Raw genomic sequence first — 19,094 nt, 5'->3', positions numbered from 1 at the left:
TTTATACAATAGATTCTTCTATGTCTGCCTTCAATTTTTTAAACCAATGTAAATTCACTAAATGGTGAGTACGAGAATTTTCGTTCATGCGACGAAAATAATCAATTTTACCAGGTAATTCCTTATTTCTAGCTAAATATTCATCAAGAAGATCAATTCTAGCTTCAGTTTGATCAATTTGTGACTGAATCAATTCTAATAATTTATTCTTATCGAAAACATCTGCAAAGAGTAATGCTCCATAAAATAATAAGTTTACATACTCGGATTTAGTTCCATATTTACCCATTAATTTATCAAATTCTTCTATTCCTAAAGGCGTTATTATAAAGGTGTGAATTTCACGACCGTTGTTTGGACGTATTCGATGTGTTTGTTCAATAAAACCTTTCTCTTCAAGTTGTTGCAAATTGTAATAAAATGATCCTTTAGTAAAGTTAACGATATATTTATAATGTCGTTTTTCCATTAAACTTAATAGTTCGTATCCATGAGCGCCAGGGTTTTGAATAAGTAAGCCAAGGATTAGTAAGGGAATCAAGGGTGCATCACCTTTGCCATTTCTACTTCAAATTCAGCGTATGTGATTTTACCGAGAGCCAAATTCATACTGTGAATATACATTTGTTCATTTTTTGAATAGTTATTGGTTATTTTTAGTGATTGATTTTCATCCGAAAGAGGCTCTAAGATATGACACTTTTTTGAAAATGCCTCAAAGTAGCGAAAACCGAATTTTCGTTGTGAAACGGCGTTCAAATGAATACCATCCGGATTGGAAGTTAGACCTTCTGCCGAAACAAAATAACAATTTTGCTGCTCATAAGCGAATCGACGTAATTGTTCGTTAATTTCTTGAAACTCTGATGAATACTTTCCGAAACCTGTTTTTCCTAAAAAATCTCCAAACTCACCAATAATTAATGGGACATTTTGAAGGTTTAATTCTTTACGTAAAGTTCCAATTATAAGAGATAACTTTTCATAATACGTTTTATGTAGAGAATTACTGCTATCACTTTCACCTTGGTGCCAAAGTATGCCACAAATTTGGCTAGTTTCAAGAGCAAATCGAGCTTCAGATAAAGCATGTTGAAAAAGAGTACCTTGCGGATGCCAATTGTTCAGGGAACTGCCACCTTCCGCACAAGGAATCAAACCAATTTCTTCATCTGGGTAAGCTTTTGAACACGCCTCTGCAAAAGATGCTGCTAAACTTATTCCAGCAACAGGACGGTCATAATTAATTGGCTCTGTCATCATTTGCCACTGTCCGTTGCGAAGCATTTTTATTTTTTCGTTATAGATAGGTTCTACCTCATGCAAGAATCCACGACCTGCCATATTTGATTGCCCTATCATTAGAAAAGACTTTATCATTTAATTTCATCCCTTTACATAATAGTCTAATTAGACTTAAGTAGTATAGAGTTTAATTAGACTATCGTCAACTAGCTATTGTTAGAAATTTTAATAACTACTCATGTAAGTAAGGCTCCGGTATCTAACCATAAGCATATATCCTGTCCATTTATTTTGGCTTTGATTGTAGGGCAGCCGGTGAGACTTTATGATATAGGTAAGTATGACGAATTTCTGAGAATGAAACACCGTCTGTTCATATTAACTAAGAGTCTTCGCAATGATTCGATTGCTTTTCTCGATACTATGCTCCTCTAAGAGGTCCAGTAGCTCAAGCTGGTTCCAGTCGGATCTTGCAAAGTATAGGGCAAACAAAAGGTGAGCACGGCTGCTGAGTAGGGAAGGATCTTGAGTATGCTTATAGAGATGTTTTAAATTTTTTAGTGCAAGGGACTCTTTTCCTTCGGTAAGCAACTCTAGTGCCGATGCAAATTCAGTATATTCACTATTCATCTCCTCATTATCAAAACGAAATGTCTTCAAACCTTCTAACGTATTCAAAACACCACTCCTAATCTCTAACTATCAATTCTTAAATGGTTATATATTCCATTATATAAGAGTGCTATCCTCTTTATATCAAAATTTGAAATTGAATCTCTATTTCCCCTTGCTTTTGATGATGGAAGAACATATTTGAATAGATACTATGGGTATAAAGGATGAAAACCAATGGATGCACATTTCGTTAAAGGAGTATGGTAACTGTTTATTGAAACAAAGAGCAGGTTACAAAAATCTAGAGTAGCGGCTGTATATATATAAAATTTATTCATTGTCTATCATATGTTAAGAGCACGCACCAAGTGTTGATGATGAATCAATTCTGTAAATGTATCAAGATCTAGCGTTTGTTTTGATTATTAAAGGTATTATTAGATACAAAATCTGAGTGATACGGGAGAGATGACAATGATATTTTTATGTATGGGCTATTTTAGTCCTGAAAAAATGGATGCACGACCTAGGGCGGAGATTGAAGCGGTTATGAATGAATGCCAACCTGTCGTTGAAAATTTTTATCAAAGTGGCAACGTGCTTCTTGACGCTGGTCTGGAGTCAGAGACCAAAAGCTTACGTCGAGTAAACGATGAGATAATCGTAACAGATGGTCCGTTTACAGAGACGAAGGAGCTTATTGGAAGCATCTTCGTTTTTGAAGCAGAGAACATGGAAGAGGCGATTAAGCTAGCATCTCTTCATCCCACAACACAAATAAGTAGAGCAGAAGAGTTTGGATGGCGTATCGAAATCCGACCTGTTCATTTCTTTAAAAACGATAAATGAGTCAGCTAGTAATCTTGAGACATTTAGTTTCTATTCATGCAATCTAGTAATAAGTATAAGTAAGGCTATAGATATTTTTTAACAGTGAAGAACTTTTATGAAGGAGAGGATTTTGTGATGATTGGAATTAGTAAAGTCCAGGACGTTCTTGATAATTATAAATCTTCCGTATATGAAAAAGATGTTAATAAATTTCTAACAACCTATGCTGCTGATGTACATATCTATGATTGCTGGGGAAACTGGGAGTGTGAGGGTATTTCTTCATGGAGAGAAAATGTGGTGATGTGGTTTAATAGTTTGAGTGAAGACAGAAACTCATTAAAAGTAAATTTTAATGATGTAACCATTGAGGAAAATACGAGTGTTGCATTTGTTCATTGTGCTGTTTCGTTCGTTGCATACAGCGAAAATACTGGTGAGAAACTACGTCAAATAACAAACCGTTTTACATTTGGTTTAAAAAAGGTAGATGAGTCTTGGCTGATAACGCACGAACATTCTTCGTTGCCAATAGATATGCACACGGGAAAAGGTATGTTTAATCTAAAATTAATTGTGAGATAGTAGGGGAACCAGATCTAAAAGCGTGGTATTACTGGAAAGATATAATAAAAACAGAAAATTGTTAGTAAGTAAACTAAATAAGTGTATAAGGTAGTGAGTTACATGAAAGTAGCTACATTTAATGTTTGGAACAACAACGAGACATGGGCATTAAGAAAAGAAATGATTATTAAGGAAATCAGGAGAGTAAATGCAGACATCATCGCTCTTCAAGAAGTACCAAATCTTGAAGAACTTGAATACATCTTAAAACAAGTTGGATTATACCAATACTCTTTTAAGAGATATCCGGGTGATGAAGAAGGACTCGCCGTTCTATCGAAATATCCCATAGAAGAGGTAATGAGTGAGAATGATGTCTTAAACAATTGTTCAATGAGAATTTTGGTAAAAATAAACGGATCAACAATTGGTTTAACAAATGTCCATCTAAACTGGAAAAGTGCCCTTGTCAGAGAAAAAGAAATTGTAGAAGTAGCGAAATGGATCTCGGAAAGTAAAAATACTGACTATGAGTTTCTTTGTGGAGATTTTAACAGTAAACCTAATCTATCAAGTATCTATAATTTTTTAGTGGGTGAACTCTCCATTGAATCATACGATACAAGTTGGATAGATTTAGGGCAGTCGGATGGATCCCCAACCTTAGACTCTGAATATAATAGCTGGTTATTGAATAGAGAGAACTTAAACAATATAAGAGTCCCCGTAAGGTATGATTGGATACTATTAAAATCATGTTTTCCGAAAAAAGAACTGAGGCTACTAGACATAGAACTGTTTGCAAACGTCGTACCTCCAACGCAACAAGTTCATCCAAGTGATCATTATGGAGTAATCGTTGATTTGAGTTTGTAAAATTTAATAGATAAAAATACACTACAAAACCGTTTCAATCATTCCTCAACCGGATAGGTTAATACAAGTAGAATTAGTGTTTTTACATAGAATTTAGAACTCATGTTAGGAGTTGATTAAATTGAATATTACTCAGATTAAACGAGCATTGTTTAAAAAAGCCACAATCTTTCAAACAGGTGGGTTCAGACCTACGGAAGAATTAGGAGAAAGTTGGATCGGTAAAGTTTTATGGGAAAGACAAGAAGAAGCTATACCATCGAATTTTGATCCTATCTGTACATTATTTTTATCTAAATTACCTTATGTGCCGAAAGAATTGACGAACTATCAGTTAATAACCATCTATATGGATTTTGATATATTCAATCATCTGAATAGTGATAACCTAGGTCCATATTTTAAGATAATGTGTTATACGAATTTTGATGAGCTAGAGAAGGTAAACAAGCAATCTACTAAGATGAAAGCTTTTCCACTATCCCCAGTTTACATTGATAACGATACACCTGCTTGGGAAGATTCTTATAGTTTTCAACCAGATATTGAAGAAGCAATATTGCAACTTGAAAGTGAAGAGGGCGTGGAATATCACGATGATATAGTGGAAGAGGTTTACCCGACACATAAAGTCGGTGGATATCCATCATTTACTCAAGGTGGTGTATCCTTTGGAGAAGAATATCCTTTCGTATTTCAAATAAGTTCTGATGAAAAGGCTCAGTTCAACATAGTAGACAGTGGTAGTTTTTATTTTTTCTACAATCAAGTTAAACAGGAATGGATTGTTTATTGTGATTTTTATTAAGATTTATGTTATTACAAAGTAACTTCAACAATCCTGGGATAGGGTTTAACTTATGAGCACAAATAGACAGCATCATTTAACGGAGGATATAGAAAACGTGGGAGAAAACGATCAAAGGTTAATTTCATATGTAGAAGAAATAATGAAGCTTAATCATAGCAGTGCTGCAGCATTAGTTGTATTAAAGAATAACGAGATTATATTAGAGCATTATACGGGGTATCATTCTAATTCGGTAAATTCTACACCCATTACAGAAACCTCTATGTTTAACGTAGCATCTGCAAGAAAAAGTTACTTAGGATTAGCGGTAGCATATGCTTTATATGAAAATAAGATTAAGAGTCTTGATGACTATGCGATTGATTACTTTGATGAATACGATAAGAAATTGCTTGCTAACACAACGATAAGACATCTAGTCACCCATTCTCATGGATTACACCAGAAAGATGATGGAGCTCTTTTTAGAGAGTTTGACTCAGGCAAAGGGTGGGCTTACAGAGGAATAAACGTATTAATGATGACAGTATTAATACAAAGGCTTTATGGCAAGAGTTTTCCTGAGTTATTAAACGAAAGAGTATTTCTACCGTTAGGTTTGAAACAAACTGCTTGGTATACATATTCTAATGAAAAACTGGTACAAGTGATTGATAACCCAAACGAAGTTGCAACATTTAAATTAGGAAGTATAGGTGATGGGAGAGACTCAAACCTGCATACCACGGCTCGTGAGTTTGCATTGTGGGGTAATCTTCATTTGAATGATGGATTAGTGAATGGCAAACAAATCGTACCAAAAGAAGTGATACGGTTAGCTACCCAAGTACAAAATCCAATGTACAAAGATAAAGATACACCACAAAACGGATTGTTTTGGTACGTACAAGATACACCAACCCTTCAAAGTGAAATAGGAGAGAGAGTACCTAAGGGTTCTTATCAAATTTTAGGAATTACAGGACCAACGCTGCTAGTGATTCCTGAATATAATCTGATCGTGGCTAAAATGTATAATAAGAGGTATAACTACGGTGGAGACAACTATCTTCATTATCTAAGAGAATTTAGTAATGAAGTAGCTGATATATTTAAGTAGAAAATAATGATTAGTTGGGTGCATTTTTAGGAGAAACGGACGTGCGGAAAACTAAGGGTAAGTTCAAATATTCCTTTAAACAAAATAATGAAGTTCGTTGTGCAGTTCCTAATGGATATTTTCGAGACAAGGATTATCAAAACATAATAAAAGTAGGTGGACCTGGACCAATAGACCATCCTGCTTCAAGTCATAGAATAGTTAATTATAAAAATTTAACGAAAATATTTAAAGCTGCTGGGTTTAAAGTAACTTTACTTGAATACTGTGATGAGGACGGTCAATTTAACTTTAATGAATGGGATGGTCAGGATGGTGTTATTTTTCGCTCCAAGAAGTTTGATCCTAGAAATCAAGGATATACGGGGAGCTGACAAAAGGTTACTTTGACGAAACAACTCCAATAGTAAAACAACACCAAGAAGTCTATGTAGATATAAAGTCAAAATCTGAACAAATATTAAATGAATATATTAAAAAAGGACTTGATGTTATTATCTTAAGACCTGGTGCAATCTGTGCCGAAGAAAATTCGTATTGGGGAGACAGACAAGTTAACCGTATGTTAAAAACTGATATTGTTGATTGGGTTCACCCAGAAGATCTTGTACCTTGGATTCATGCAGATAATTTAGCAGAAATAATTTATCTTGTGTTATCAAAAGGTGTATGCAATCAAGTCTACAATGCAATAGATGGAAATTTTCCTGAAGAAGAATTTAGAGTAAGATTAGTTAATACTTTAGGAAAAAAATTAAGAGTACCTAATCGTTTGATAGAGCGTCCCATTTACTCAAATACTAAAATTAAAGAATTGGGTTATCAACCCATCAAAACATTTAATCAAACTGTCTCAAATCTTGAAGCCCTGGTTGTGAGTCAATTATAAATTATTTTTATTTTTGTTATAAATATACTCATTCCTTATACAACTAAAGCATGCTTTAATTGAATAAGATCATAGAAGGACTGTCAAATCCATCTCGAAATATTAAATATCAACATTTTACTTTCTATGAAAACAGGAGTTCTTCCTGCTTATTAATTCTTATTCAAACGATCGTGTGTGTTTCTTCAGAATTGTATTTCCAAAAGACCTTCTCTTTTTACAAATAAATAACATTTAGTAGGCACTGTTAATCAAAATGATAACAGTGCTCTTTTTTGGAATTTTATAAGGTATAACACTATAAAACTAACTTTTGGAATAAATTATTTGAAATTAGTATTAATTAACTGGGTTAAACTGTAAAATATAGGTTGGTTTACTCTTCTATTATTCATGAGCAAATAGCCATCAAGGAGAAAAAGTTATGAAACAATTAGTAAGAATAATTAGCTTTTTAGTTACATTGATTCTAGGATTGATTGGTCTCGCTACTCATTTAGTTATCGCTGAATCAAGTGGAAAAACGGAGAAAATTGAAAAGCTGGTTGAACAGCAAAGACAAATTAGTAAAATTCCTGGTATGTCACTAGTTATCGTTGAAAAGGGTGAAACAGTTTATCAAAGGAATTTCGGCTACAAAAACGTGAAAGAGAAAACACCTGTTACGTCCAGTACATTATTTGAGATTGGATCAACTACTAAGGCATTTACCGGTTTGGCCATTCTTCGTTTGGAGAAGGAAGGGAATTTAAAACGTTCTGATAGTGTTCAAAAGTATATTCCATGGTTGAAGCTTAAATATCAGGGAGAACCTCAAACCATTACGCTGAATCAGTTACTATATCATTCAAGCGGAATCGCATCAAACTCTATAGTGCAAATTCCTGAAAGTAATGCTTCAAACGCACTAGAGTTGAACGTAAAGACATTATTGAATCAGGAACTGAATCGAAAGCCAGGAAGCACGTTTGAATATGCAACAATTAATTACGATGTTCTAGGGCTCGTAATTGAAAATGTAACGAAACAACCCTTTGATCTTTACATAAAAAATCAGGTACTAAAACCAATTGGGATGAATGATTCTTTCGTTGGTCTCCACCAAGTTCAGTCATCTATGGTAGCACAAGGCTACAAGATAGGATTCTTGAAAGAGCAGAAATACACACCACCTATTTATCGTGGGAACATACCCGCAGGATATATCATAAGCAACACTACTGACATTGCGAAATGGATGAATTTACAGTTAGGATATGATTTGAATAAAGCGTTTAATAAGCAACTCATTAAAGAATCTCACCATCCTGATCGATCGGTGGAAGCTTTTAATACGAATTCTTACTATGCTAGCGGATGGGAAGTTGTAAAAAAGGAAGCAAAACAATATATTCTGCATGAGGGGCAGAACCCAACATATTCATCGTTTATCATTATGCAGCCAGATAAAGAATTAGGTGTAGCAATCCTTTCTAATATGAATTCAAGTTTTACGACATCGATAGGCCAAAGTGTTATGGATATATGGGAAGGTAAAAGTGTTTCAACCAACCAAACTGACAGTTATCAAAAGCTGGACAAAATAGCGACCGTTCTCCTTAGTGTACTCACTGCTCTTGGTGTTATTTTTATCCTATTATTACTACGAACAATAAGAAAGATGATAAGAAAACAACGAGAAAGAAGAGCATTAAAAGGTAATAGGGTTTTGATATTATCCATACATACGTTGCTAGTCGTTGCATTTTTGATTTTAGTGATCTTAATACCAAAAATCTTATTAGGATTTACGTGGAAATTCATACAGGTATGGGGACCAGTTTCTATTACAGGATTATTTTATGGTTTTATAACGATAAGCATTATTTTCTATGTATATGGGGTATTGCTTATTCTCACCAAAAAACAAACCGCATCAATAAGAAAAAGCTCAAGTAAATGTAATCACAGTTCTAATGGTTAGTATATTAATAGCATTTATTATACTTTGCCCGATATACTGCAATTGCCGTACCAATTGTATCTGTTTTGGTATATTTTCTTAATACCTAATCTAACTAATCTATTTAATAAACGGGTGCTTTAACTTAAAAAGGAGAGGTGAACTTTTTTATTGAAGTAAAGGCAGGAGGGTGGAGTTCGCCACTATATTTAAAGGGGGTTGCTTTATGTTCGTAGTAAATGTAGAAGGTGCTATTCACAGAAACGGTAAATGGCTTTTAATCCTTAGAAGTGAAAAGGAAGAGCACGCTGGTGGAACACTTTCTTTAGTTGGTGGAAAGTGTGAAATTGAAGGTGTTTCTTCTGATATTCTTGAACGGACTTTAAAAAGAGAAATTCTTGAAGAAGTAGGTAGCGAAGTTGCAGATCTAAAATATGTAAATAGTTCTTCCTTCGTTACTGAATCAGGGATAAATGTCATCGATATTGTTTTTCTTTGTCACCATAAATCGGGTGAACCTTATGCAAAAAGCAAAGAAGAGGTAGATGAAGTTATTTGGATGACTACTACTGAAATTCTAGCACATTCAAATTTACCTGCATTTTTAAAGGAAAACATCAGACTAGCAGATAAAATGCTGCAAGATAAAATGTATTTAAAATATTAGTAGTACATATTCATTGATGGATGTATTTTAGGGATGAAGATTAGGTTCTTGTTCAACAATCAGATGCATTTCTTCAAAGAAGGAGAAGTGCACTTTTGTTATTAACCCGGGAAGAGAAGTTAGTTGATTATGAGCTGTAAGAATGATTATTAAGGCTGAAATATAAGATGCTATGAGGTAGTTTTCAGCGTAATTTTTAGGCAGTTTCTTTTACAAAGATCTTTAATAGGAATATGTTTCTATCAAAATAGGTAGACTTGTCACTTGAAGTAATCATATTGTAAGTTAACAAAATATAAGCTATAGTATTAATTATCAAAAAATAATAGATTTAGAAGTAAAGTATTACCTGAGAGGTAGTGTTTTTTAATCCTTTAAAAGGAAAGCGCTTACAACACGAAAGATTTTACACAGGAGGATTTTTATGGGCAATAACACGTTAAAGAGAGAACTAAAGAGTCGGCATATTCTAATGATTGCACTTGGTGGGGTAATCGGGACAGGGCTATTTATGAGTTCTGGGTACACCATACATGAAGCAGGACCCGGCGGAGCCTTAGCTGCCTATATATGGGGCGGATTTGTTATGTATTTAACGATGCTTTGCCTTGGTGAATTGGCTGTTCGAGTGCCGGATGCGGGTTCATACCAAACATACGCGACAAAGTTTATCTCCCCATCCGCAGGATATGTGGTTGGCTGGATGTCATGGTTAAACTGGTCCGTAACGATAGGGTTAGAGCTAATAACTGTAAGTTTGTTGATGAAGCGATGGTTCCCAGATGTCTCTACATGGGTCTGGTGTGTTGTGTTTACGCTGTTTTTATTTTTATCAATGCACTTTCTACTAAAAGCTTTGGAGAAGTAGAATTTTGGTTTGCCGGAATCAAAGTTATAACTATTATTGCATTTATCTTAATTGGTGGAGCTGTTGTATTTGGTTTCTTGCATGTTGACGGTCAGCCCACACCATTCTTGTCTAACTTTACTGATCATGGCGGACTCTTCCCGAATGGTTTAGGTGCGATAGTAGTAACAATGATTGCTGTTAACTTTTCGTTTCAAGGTACTGAGCTTGTTGGTATAGCTGCAGGGGAGAGTAAAGACCCTGAAAAGGCTATCCCAAAAGCGATCAACAGCACCGTATGGAGAATTCTAGTCTTCTTTATCTTATCAATCTTTATACTAGCAGCTCTATTTCCTTGGGAAAAAGCTAACGCAGTGGAAAGTCCGTTCGTGGAAGTTTTTGAAGGAATAGGCATACCGTATGCAGCAGATATTATGAATTTAGTCATCATAACCGCTGTATTATCAGTTGCAAATTCAGGTTTGTATGCGACGTCACGTATGCTTTGGTCAATGTCTAACCAGGGGATGATTAATCCTGTTTTTGGCAAGCTTAATAAAAGAGGCGTCCCAATGGTTGCTCTTATTGTAAGTTTAGGAGTAGGTTGTTTGTCATTGCTTAGCGGAATTTTCGCAGAAGAAACGGTTTACTTGTGGCTTTTATCCATTGCTGGGTTTGGAGCAGTGTTTACGTGGTTATCTATTGCAGTATCCAGTCTTCTTGCAAGAAGAAAATATATTGCAGAAGGCGGAAGAGTAGAAGATTTAAAATACAGAACGCCGCTTTATCCATTTGTACCTATTCTTGCGATTGTTTGTAATCTGATCGTAATTGTCAGCTTAGCCTTCATACCTGAGCAAAGAATATCACTGTATTGCGGTGTTCCTTTTCTTATCGCCTGTTATATTTATTATCATTTTGCTGGCAAAAAGAGAATGGCTGAAGTTGGACAAACTGAAAAGAAAGAAGCTGTATAAGAAAAAGGCTGACATCATAGGACACTTATCGTGACCTTTTTGATGTCAGCTTTTTTGTCTTCATTTATTTAACTTCTCTTTGGCAGTACTGCAAGCGGGTTCGTAGAGAGTAAGCATTCCGCTAACAGCTTCCATTTAGAAAAAATTCAACAGATTAACCGGAAGATTATAAGGTGCAGTTCTGTAATAAAAACATACCTATTTTTATAAAACGGACCAGAGTGTTGAATAAAGAAGTTGATAAAATATGTTGGAATTAGGAAGAGATTGTGAAGAAATGTACTCAAACTAACGGTGCAGTTTAAGGCAGAAGGATAATATCCTGTTTGAGCAGCACCGAAGGGGAAAGCAAAGCTGTATTAAAACCTAGTAATCTAAAAAGAGTGGCCCACGAACCATTTTGTTTGAGCGCTACTCTTTTTGTTCTAATATTTTGTTGGTTTGTATAATATTCCGTACTTTATATTAACCTCGAGCCTATTTTTTGGTCAGATTTAGTTGTTGCTGCTTAAATTGAGGACAGTATTTAAAACAGCTATGCTATGGGAAAAATATGGTATCATAATTGTTAATTAATGAAATTACACTAAAATGTTAATAACAGTATGTTAGTTGGCAAGGAGTAAGAAGTTATTAAAGTGATTGTAGCCATATTTATTATTTTAATAGTGTCCTTAGTTTTAACTAAATCCACATATGTTATAAAGATTATCGTGGAAAGTATAATATTCAACAATAGAGTCCATTTCTTCATGAAGAAGAAGGACTTTTTCCTTTTTAAAAGGCAAAATTCTTATATTAGAAGAAATAATAACCTTGAATAAATTTAAGATATTCTTCTCTAAAAGATAATGATTAATTAATTCTACTAAGTTTCAAATGTTTTACTGATATATGTAAAGTTTGCAGTACACTATTAAAGTAATAAGGTTTACCTCTGTAAAATAAGGTATGTTATATTTGTTTAATAGATTTTCTTTAAAGATTAGAAAAGTAGGTGAACAAAGTGGGGAAATATCAATTGGATGACAAAGGTAAGGTAGCTGTGACAAAGTTTCATGAAAAACAGACGCCTGCCAAATTTGATAAAAAGAAGCATCTTGAAAAATTACGTACCGAGTATTTGAAAAAGAAGCAAAATCAAACAGATTAATGATACGTATGAAAACATAGGAAGATTAAATTCTCACTATTTTTTTCTTTATTTAAGGTTTCTTCAATATCTTCGGCAATCGATTGTAATCATGAAAGAAAGAAAGATTCTTTTTTCTGATAATAGTTAAGTTGCTAATTGAATAGGAAAAAATAGTGTCTACAAGAATAGTGAGTAAAAACGATTCTTCTAATTATAGATAAACTCTTACAGGGAGGAATGTTTTTTTGAAAGATAATAAGGTGAATTTAACGGATGAAATCGATCATCTTAAGTCTGAAAACGCCCATATACTTTTTGTCTTTAACCAAGTTGATCATTATGTTCAAATAGCTGCAGATTATTTAAGCGATGAACTAAATAGAGGTACACAGGTTTTGCTCGTTGAAAACGACAGGATTTATCCTATGATCTTAAAAAGGTTAAAAGAATCAGTATGTGAGCAAAAGCTTTTAAATTTAAAGCGAGAAAATACTTTTGATTTTTACTATGAGCAAGAAAGTTTTAACCCTGATTCAATTTATAACCATTTTCTAGATAAGGTGAGGCCTTATGTAGAGAAGGGTGAACGTATTGTGACCTGGGGTCATGTTGAATGGGGTAATGACTTAACGAGTAAAGAATTAATCAGTTATGAAAGAAGAATTGATCAATTACTAAAAACAATGAGTGTTATCTCGATTTGTGCTTATGATGCAGATCGTTTGAGTCAACGAGCTTTAGAAAGTTTGGTCGCTGTGCATGATATTCACATAAAAGACAATAAAGTCGTTAAATCTTAACATAGACAAGTTGCAAATAACAAGTTAAAAAAACTGTGTTGATTAAACCCCGTGTGCAATTACTCAGGGGGTTTTTTTCGTTTAAAAAGTTATATATCATACACCACCACTTAAAAGATAGTATCTAACAATATTTAAGGGATAATATTCTAAATCCTATGGAAAACAGAATTCAACCTGTCCACTCATACTAAAATAAGAAACATAGGCATATGATAATCTGAAAAGTTCTGAAGGGAATGAGTAAAGTGTATACACAAGCAGAACCCTTTCTTATGGCTATTCAGAGAGAAGCTTTAGCGATTAGCTTATCCCAGAGCCTAGCACAAATTGCGCCAAATGAGCTTCATAGAACTCACATTCTACAATTACTTGAAGCTAATCGATATAATTTGCAGAAATTTAGTGAACTCTATATCTCTCTTACTGGATTCCAGCCAGAATATCGTGTATATTCGGTCGCTCTCTACAGTTACAAAGATGGATTGAGAAAAGTTTATGATGCGGAAACAGAAGGTTGTCATGCTTATAAGGAGATCTGTCAGCAAAGTAATCATCCTTATGTTCAGCATGTTTTCATGCAAGCTTCTGAGCAAAAAAAGGAGAGTGTATCTCAAATGGAATGGTTATACAGAGATAGCTTAGCGGAAATAAGAGATTATGGAGGAAAGCCATTAGTTATTAACATTGAAGAAGCATCTAAACAAAATGATACGTACCGTACGGCTTTATGGACTGGCGAGCATTTGCAAGTAACCTTGATGACCATTAATGTTGGAGATGATATCGGATTAGAAGTCCATCCAAATACTGATCAGTTCTTACGAATCGAAGAAGGTGAAGGGATCGTTCAGATGGGTAATTCCAAAAATAAACTAGACTTTGCCGTTAAAGCTTATGCCGACTTTGCCATTATGATTCCTGCGGGTAAGTGGCACAATTTAACCAACACTGGCAATAAGCCTTTAAAACTGTATGCGATCTATGCTCCACCAGAACATCCATTCGGAACCGTCCATAAAACGAAAGCAAGTGCAATGGCTGCTGAAGCAAGTGAATAAACCGTTAGCATCTTTTACTTACTATGTATACGTGTCATTTAAGAAATGACTCTAAAAAGGGGTCCAATTACTTTATAAATTCGTAATAGAAGGTTCAATAGAATTCTGCTAAGGATTCACTTTTTCTTATCAAACGGTTTAAAGCTTATATTTGTTTATGATAATAGAGCCTTTTTGATTAGGGTTCCTTTTTTTATTTTTACTCCATTACTTTGAACTAGAATCTAGTCTGAGTAGACTACACCAGAAAAATATTAACTCAAACAGACAAATCCATTTTTAAAAATGGTAGTCTGTTTGAGTTAAGGATGGAAATCTGTGGAGTGCCTAAAGGTGTAGCTAAATAATAGTATTTATGATTCTGGCATTATCCAAACAATTTCACTCAGACGAACAAAGAATGTAGAATCATGCTCTTGAATGACAACATGATCAACCTTTGCATCAATAACCATTCCACTAACAGAACCGCGTGTGGTATCTAATACGGCTCTTTTTCCTATTAAACTTCGTAACGCTTCATATACAAAAGGTTCTATGACTATAACTTGCATAGGTCCATTTTGAGTTGTTTGCGGATTGCGATAAGCATACATAGGGTTCATTCCCTTTCCTCCAATGTAAAATGCTTCATTACCTCAATAAATTATGAGAGCATAGCTTGACACGTTCCCTTCATGATATTTTTTGGATGGTATAAGTTTTTCAGCTATCCGATGCATTGCTTCAAGGAGGAGAAATGCTATTTTTATTGAACTAAATAATTTGTAAAAAAATTTACATATAATAGAGAACGGTTAATAAAAATTTTCTAGATTGATACGGGGAATTTTTAAAATGAATTTAAACATACATTTCTAGTGTGGAAGGGGTAAGCAGATGTTTGATGTATTTAATTTTGAATTAATCTACCGTGAACAAAATGCTGTAACTCCTTTAGTTGTAATGATGTGTGGTGTGGCCGGGTCAGGAAAAACCACCTTTTCACAACAGTTAGAGAAGAACGGTTTTGTGCGTCTTTCAATTGATGAGGAAATATGGGCAACCAATGGCCGTTGGGGAATCGATTTCCCAATGGAAAGGTTTGAGGAATACAGAAAAGAAGCAGAGGATAAATTACGAAAGCGTTTAATTCAGTTGATTCACGAAAAACAACAAGTTGTCGTTGATTTTAGTTTCTGGGATCGAGCAAGAAGGAACGAATATAAAAAGCTAATTGAGAATTCTGGCGGTAAATGGAAACTTATCTATTTAAAAGTTCATACGGATGAGTTAAGGAAGCGGTTAAAGTTAAGGAACAAACGCTTTGATGCAAATTCTTTCCCGATTTCAGATGAACTGTTAAATTCTTATCTTAACGGTTTTGAAGTCCCTAGTGGTGAAGGGGAAATTGTAGTAGTAAATTAAATCAAACATTACATCTGAAAGGGAGCGTTAGTATTCTATCAACTCATAGTAACGTTTATAAAACCAAAAGTGGGAAAAATGTAACAATAAGGGAGGCTACTGTAGACGATGCGGAAATGATGTTAAGTGCAGCACCAAAAGCATTAGTCGATGCTCCCTACATGTTAAGTACTGTGGAAGATCTTGCAAAGTTAAATCTGGAAGATATCAAAAAGGAATTAGAATATTACTCTGCAAACCCAAATTATATTAAACTTGTGGCTGAATTTGAAAACGAGGTTGTAGGTGTAATGGACTTTAAAAACGGAAACAAAGAAAAAATAGCACACCAAGGTTCTTTTGCGATGACCGTCTTACCCCAATATCGAAATCATGGCGTTGGAAGAGCACTGATAGAATCACTACTTACCTGGGCTAGGAACAACGAAACCATCGAAAAGATTTGTCTTGAAGTCATGGAAGACAACCATGGAGCAATTAAATTATATAAATCTTTGAACTTTGTGGAAGAAGGAAGAAAAGCAAAAGCTGTGAAAATGAAGGGTCAATATCAAGATTTAATTATGATGGCACTGTTTGTTTAATGACAATTTGGAACATCTAAGATTGTTTACATAGTTTAAGAGGTAGGAAAATCAACGTGAGCTATTGAGTAAAATGTGAGCATATAGTTAAAATAGATCCATTTTAACCATTATTAACGTTGAAATGGATATGACTCGATAAAAAGTGGGGTAATGACAATGGCATTTGTTATAGCTATAGGTGCACTGTTGCTGTTAGCAGTGTTGGCAATAAAGCTCACAAAAGGAAAAACAACAAAGAGGAAATGCGTAGTGTGGGGACTATTTATTATGATAGGGTTTAACCCGTTTTTAACATTCCTTATTTCTATTCCAGTTGGATTAGCAGTGGGAGATGGATTTGCTGCAGTAGGTATGATGATGTTGTTATTACCAGCATTTTTTATCATCGGTTTAATAACCTTGCTAGCTGGGATATTTGCGACTAGTAGTTCGGTTGAGAAAGTGTAGGGTTCGCAAATTGAGTTTTATAACTTTTTAAAGCTAAAAAATATTACAATAATATGATTATAAATAACAAAATGGCGAGATATTTGGAGGAACTTTTATGGAGTTTCTGTTTGTATTTATCAATCAATTCTTTATCATGGGTTCTTTGGTTCTAATAATTAGTGGGGCAATTACCTACTCTTTAAATCGAATTCCATTTATTTATATTGTTTCAATGAGTATGGCAGCAGGTTATTTTTACTCAATTAAATTTGAGGTTCCTCAATTAGCTTACTTTGCAATTGTTTATAATGGCATACTTTCTCTTTTTTCTATTGGCCTCGTTAAAGCCGGTCTATATGCAAAGCATAAAGCAGAGAGATTAGATAGAACTTGATACATTTAGTCGTAGAATTCTGCAATATAAAAACGTGAAAAAACCCGAATAAGATATTAATTCGGGTTATAGTTTAACTTTTTCGCGAAATGTATTTATTATTGTAGATTAAAAAATACCTGCCCGTCGAGCATATTTTCGTAACGCAGTTGAGCTTTTTCGCCTGTTTTTACAAGATTAGCAATATATCCTTCTTTTTCATTTCCTGTATACATTTCAAAACTAAAATCAGGTTCAGTTGTAGCTGTAATATCTCCGCTATATATATCACCATTTTCGCTTACCATTGAGAAATTAACTATTCCATCAACTAGGAATGCCAAATCATCTGTTTCAGATTCTGTTAATTTTACTTTGGTTTTTGTTAATACCCATTCGTATCCTTCTGGTGCTTTTTCATTAAATTCATTCATTTCATAAAGTTTGTTATAAGCTGCTTCACCGCGAACTACCTCTGTAACGGTTAAATCAAGTTTAATTTTAAATGAATCACCATTATCGTTGATTATTTCATCGTCAACAGTCGCTGTTTTTTGAAAGGGAACTGGGTTAGTTCTAGAACCAAGTTTTGACTCTTTTTTTTCTTTAGAATTGGTTAAATTACTCGAAGATTCCTTGGTTTCTTGTTTAGTCTCATCAATAGATACATCTTTAGTATCTTGTCCACATGCGCTAAGTAAACCGATCGTAAGAAAACTTATCAGTGATAGATTTATTCTCTTTTTTAAATTTATGTTCATATCTTTTCCTCCTAGCTTTAGAATTTGACTTAATTTGAGCTTGTTTCTTCCAATGCGTCAGGGTATACAATTTCATCGAATGTTTTTTCTGTAGCTTTGTCTTTTACAAAAATAGTTACTTTCGTATCATCCGAATCAACTCCGTTATACATTTGGTACATCATACCAGTCATCCCAAAGCCTATAGCTGCAAAACCATCCATACTATTCTCATAGGCTGCTTTATCTACTAAGAGTGTAAACTCAGAAAATGATTTGTTATAAGTGATGTCATTTATAGAAGCATAGTCTCCACTAGTTTTGGCTTCTTCAACAGACTCTTTAATGCTTGTTTCTACTTCTTTCATCATTTCTTTGTGTTTAGATTTCGACATTTTATAAGTTAAAGATCCATCTTTGTTTTTAGTTACTTCTTTAACCCCATCTTTTTTTGCTTCAGCGATAGTAGAATCTATATCCTCTCCTTCAAAAAAAGAAGCGGGTAGAGTAACTTCTACATTTAAAAGCCCTTTATCAACTGAAACGCCATCTTTCTTTTCTTCCTTACTGGCAGAAGTAGTCTTCTCCTCATTTGTTTGCTCGTTATTTGAACAAGCACCTAATAAAGAAACTCCTAGAACTAAAATTAAAAGCAAAAATTTACGCAAGATAAAACCCCCTATAATCATATGTTGTCTGCGAAAACTATTTAATTATACTATTCTACTAAAGAAAAATATAGCATTTATTTCCTTGGAACTGTTTTTTTTTTAAAACCACTCTTTACTAGGTGGTGTTATTACTTTTAAATTCTTGAAAGATGAGTATTTACTATTTATCCACATACTTTGTATTGTATGTTATAAAAGCTAGATTCTCATTTTGATAATATATGGGTTAAGAAAAAGGGAGAATCCACTTGGGCTTTTCAAGTGATGATCATAGATTCAGAGAATGATTATTGGATTTACAAGCGAAATGGTACAATAAGAAGGAAGCTAACTGATATCGAATTGAAGACTTCTGCAGGAGTTCCATACATAAGACCAGAAATTCAGCTTTTATATAAAGGTGGCAGTTCGTTAATTAGGGAAAAAGACATTCTGGATCTAGAGAACGTCTTGCCAACGTTAGATGATACAAGTCGAGATAAAAGCCTTCTCTAAATAAACATTTATAACCAGTCAAATAGAAAA

The 19,094-nt window shown here is 34.1% G+C and carries 22 protein-coding genes and 2 pseudogenes; 18 read left to right on the top strand and 6 right to left on the bottom strand.

Annotation, left to right across the window (positions count from 1 at the left end):
- Position 1: 1 nt before the first annotated feature.
- The 3 genes from I5J82_RS08835 to I5J82_RS08825 all read right to left on the bottom strand — a co-directional run bounded on the left by I5J82_RS08835 (position 2) and on the right by I5J82_RS08825 (position 1,923).
- Positions 2–541, bottom strand: coding sequence for a PadR family transcriptional regulator (locus I5J82_RS08835; protein WP_198767558.1), 540 nt, complete (start codon positions 539–541; stop codon positions 2–4).
- Complete coding sequence (locus I5J82_RS08830) at positions 538–1,380, bottom strand: sialate O-acetylesterase (protein WP_198767557.1); 843 nt, start codon at positions 1,378–1,380, stop codon at positions 538–540. Before I5J82_RS08830 ends, I5J82_RS08835 begins: the two co-directional genes overlap by 4 nt.
- Positions 1,381–1,623: 243 nt before the next feature.
- Complete coding sequence (locus I5J82_RS08825; RefSeq protein ID WP_198767556.1) at positions 1,624–1,923, bottom strand: hypothetical protein; 300 nt, start codon at positions 1,921–1,923, stop codon at positions 1,624–1,626.
- Between the two features lie 411 nt (positions 1,924–2,334).
- Between I5J82_RS08825 and I5J82_RS08820 the strand changes: the two genes are divergently transcribed.
- The 13 genes and pseudogenes from I5J82_RS08820 to I5J82_RS08760 all read left to right on the top strand — a co-directional run bounded on the left by I5J82_RS08820 (position 2,335) and on the right by I5J82_RS08760 (position 14,362).
- Complete coding sequence (locus I5J82_RS08820) at positions 2,335–2,709, top strand: YciI family protein (RefSeq protein ID WP_198767555.1); 375 nt, start codon at positions 2,335–2,337, stop codon at positions 2,707–2,709.
- 117 nt (positions 2,710–2,826) lie between these two features.
- Positions 2,827–3,276: a YybH family protein gene (locus I5J82_RS08815; protein ID WP_233096601.1), complete on the top strand. Its 450-nt coding sequence runs from the start codon at positions 2,827–2,829 to the stop codon at positions 3,274–3,276.
- A 102-nt stretch (positions 3,277–3,378) separates the two neighbouring features.
- Positions 3,379–4,134 carry an endonuclease/exonuclease/phosphatase family protein gene (locus I5J82_RS08810; RefSeq protein WP_198767553.1) on the top strand — a complete coding sequence of 252 codons (756 nt, stop codon included), beginning with the start codon at positions 3,379–3,381 and terminating at the stop codon, positions 4,132–4,134.
- A gap of 121 nt (positions 4,135–4,255) precedes the next feature.
- Positions 4,256–4,942 carry a DUF1963 domain-containing protein gene (locus I5J82_RS08805; RefSeq protein WP_198767552.1) on the top strand — a complete coding sequence of 229 codons (687 nt, stop codon included), beginning with the start codon at positions 4,256–4,258 and terminating at the stop codon, positions 4,940–4,942.
- A gap of 52 nt (positions 4,943–4,994) precedes the next feature.
- Positions 4,995–6,044 (top strand): serine hydrolase domain-containing protein, encoded by a 1,050-nt coding sequence (locus tag I5J82_RS08800; protein ID WP_198767551.1) that lies wholly within the window; start codon positions 4,995–4,997, stop codon positions 6,042–6,044.
- A gap of 95 nt (positions 6,045–6,139) precedes the next feature.
- A pseudogene (locus tag I5J82_RS08795) lies at positions 6,140–6,418 on the top strand (class I SAM-dependent methyltransferase); the annotation flags it as partial.
- Positions 6,403–6,933: an NAD-dependent epimerase/dehydratase family protein gene (locus I5J82_RS08790; protein WP_198768961.1), complete on the top strand. Its 531-nt coding sequence runs from the start codon at positions 6,403–6,405 to the stop codon at positions 6,931–6,933. The pseudogene I5J82_RS08795 and the gene I5J82_RS08790, both read left to right, overlap by 16 nt.
- Positions 6,934–7,357: 424 nt before the next feature.
- Positions 7,358–8,896, top strand: coding sequence for a serine hydrolase domain-containing protein (locus tag I5J82_RS08785; RefSeq protein WP_198767549.1), 1,539 nt, complete (start codon positions 7,358–7,360; stop codon positions 8,894–8,896).
- 205 nt (positions 8,897–9,101) lie between these two features.
- Positions 9,102–9,542 carry an NUDIX hydrolase gene (locus I5J82_RS08780; RefSeq protein WP_198767548.1) on the top strand — a complete coding sequence of 147 codons (441 nt, stop codon included), beginning with the start codon at positions 9,102–9,104 and terminating at the stop codon, positions 9,540–9,542.
- 511 nt (positions 9,543–10,053) lie between these two features.
- Positions 10,054–11,366: pseudogene (locus tag I5J82_RS08775) on the top strand (amino acid permease).
- 1,006 nt (positions 11,367–12,372) lie between these two features.
- On the top strand, positions 12,373–12,519 hold the full coding sequence (locus I5J82_RS08770) for a hypothetical protein (protein WP_198767547.1): 147 nt from the start codon (positions 12,373–12,375) through the stop codon (positions 12,517–12,519).
- A 227-nt stretch (positions 12,520–12,746) separates the two neighbouring features.
- Positions 12,747–13,301, top strand: a complete 555-nt coding sequence (locus I5J82_RS08765) for an MEDS domain-containing protein (protein WP_198767546.1) — start codon at positions 12,747–12,749, stop codon at positions 13,299–13,301.
- Between the two features lie 275 nt (positions 13,302–13,576).
- A complete protein-coding gene (locus I5J82_RS08760) occupies positions 13,577–14,362 on the top strand; it encodes a cupin domain-containing protein (RefSeq protein ID WP_233096441.1) in 786 nt (261 codons plus the stop codon).
- A 353-nt stretch (positions 14,363–14,715) separates the two neighbouring features.
- On the opposite strand, the gene I5J82_RS08755 is transcribed toward I5J82_RS08760, so the two are convergent.
- Positions 14,716–14,967 carry a YuzF family protein gene (locus I5J82_RS08755; RefSeq protein ID WP_233096440.1) on the bottom strand — a complete coding sequence of 84 codons (252 nt, stop codon included), beginning with the start codon at positions 14,965–14,967 and terminating at the stop codon, positions 14,716–14,718.
- 274 nt (positions 14,968–15,241) lie between these two features.
- Between I5J82_RS08755 and I5J82_RS08750 the strand changes: the two genes are divergently transcribed.
- The 4 genes from I5J82_RS08750 to I5J82_RS08735 all read left to right on the top strand — a co-directional run bounded on the left by I5J82_RS08750 (position 15,242) and on the right by I5J82_RS08735 (position 17,179).
- On the top strand, positions 15,242–15,769 hold the full coding sequence (locus I5J82_RS08750; protein ID WP_198767544.1) for a P-loop nucleotide/nucleoside kinase family protein: 528 nt from the start codon (positions 15,242–15,244) through the stop codon (positions 15,767–15,769).
- 119 nt (positions 15,770–15,888) lie between these two features.
- A complete protein-coding gene (locus I5J82_RS08745; RefSeq protein ID WP_233096439.1) occupies positions 15,889–16,353 on the top strand; it encodes a GNAT family N-acetyltransferase in 465 nt (154 codons plus the stop codon).
- A 270-nt stretch (positions 16,354–16,623) separates the two neighbouring features.
- A complete protein-coding gene (locus I5J82_RS20335) occupies positions 16,624–16,803 on the top strand; it encodes a hypothetical protein (RefSeq protein ID WP_233096438.1) in 180 nt (59 codons plus the stop codon).
- 97 nt (positions 16,804–16,900) lie between these two features.
- Positions 16,901–17,179, top strand: a complete 279-nt coding sequence (locus tag I5J82_RS08735) for a hypothetical protein (protein WP_198767542.1) — start codon at positions 16,901–16,903, stop codon at positions 17,177–17,179.
- Between the two features lie 98 nt (positions 17,180–17,277).
- On the opposite strand, the gene I5J82_RS08730 is transcribed toward I5J82_RS08735, so the two are convergent.
- On the bottom strand, positions 17,278–17,919 hold the full coding sequence (locus tag I5J82_RS08730; protein WP_198767541.1) for a hypothetical protein: 642 nt from the start codon (positions 17,917–17,919) through the stop codon (positions 17,278–17,280).
- Positions 17,920–17,948: 29 nt separating this feature from the next.
- Positions 17,949–18,566 carry a hypothetical protein gene (locus tag I5J82_RS08725; protein ID WP_233096437.1) on the bottom strand — a complete coding sequence of 206 codons (618 nt, stop codon included), beginning with the start codon at positions 18,564–18,566 and terminating at the stop codon, positions 17,949–17,951.
- Positions 18,567–18,830: 264 nt separating this feature from the next.
- On the opposite strand from I5J82_RS08725, the gene I5J82_RS08720 reads away from it, so the two are divergent.
- Positions 18,831–19,064 (top strand): hypothetical protein, encoded by a 234-nt coding sequence (locus I5J82_RS08720; protein WP_198767540.1) that lies wholly within the window; start codon positions 18,831–18,833, stop codon positions 19,062–19,064.
- Positions 19,065–19,094 lie beyond the last annotated feature (30 nt).

The organism is Fictibacillus halophilus (genome assembly GCF_016401385.1).
In the GTDB taxonomy this organism is placed as follows: Bacteria; Bacillota; Bacilli; order Bacillales; family Fictibacillaceae; genus Fictibacillus; species Fictibacillus halophilus.
This window is presented reverse-complemented; position numbering and strand designations above follow the sequence as displayed.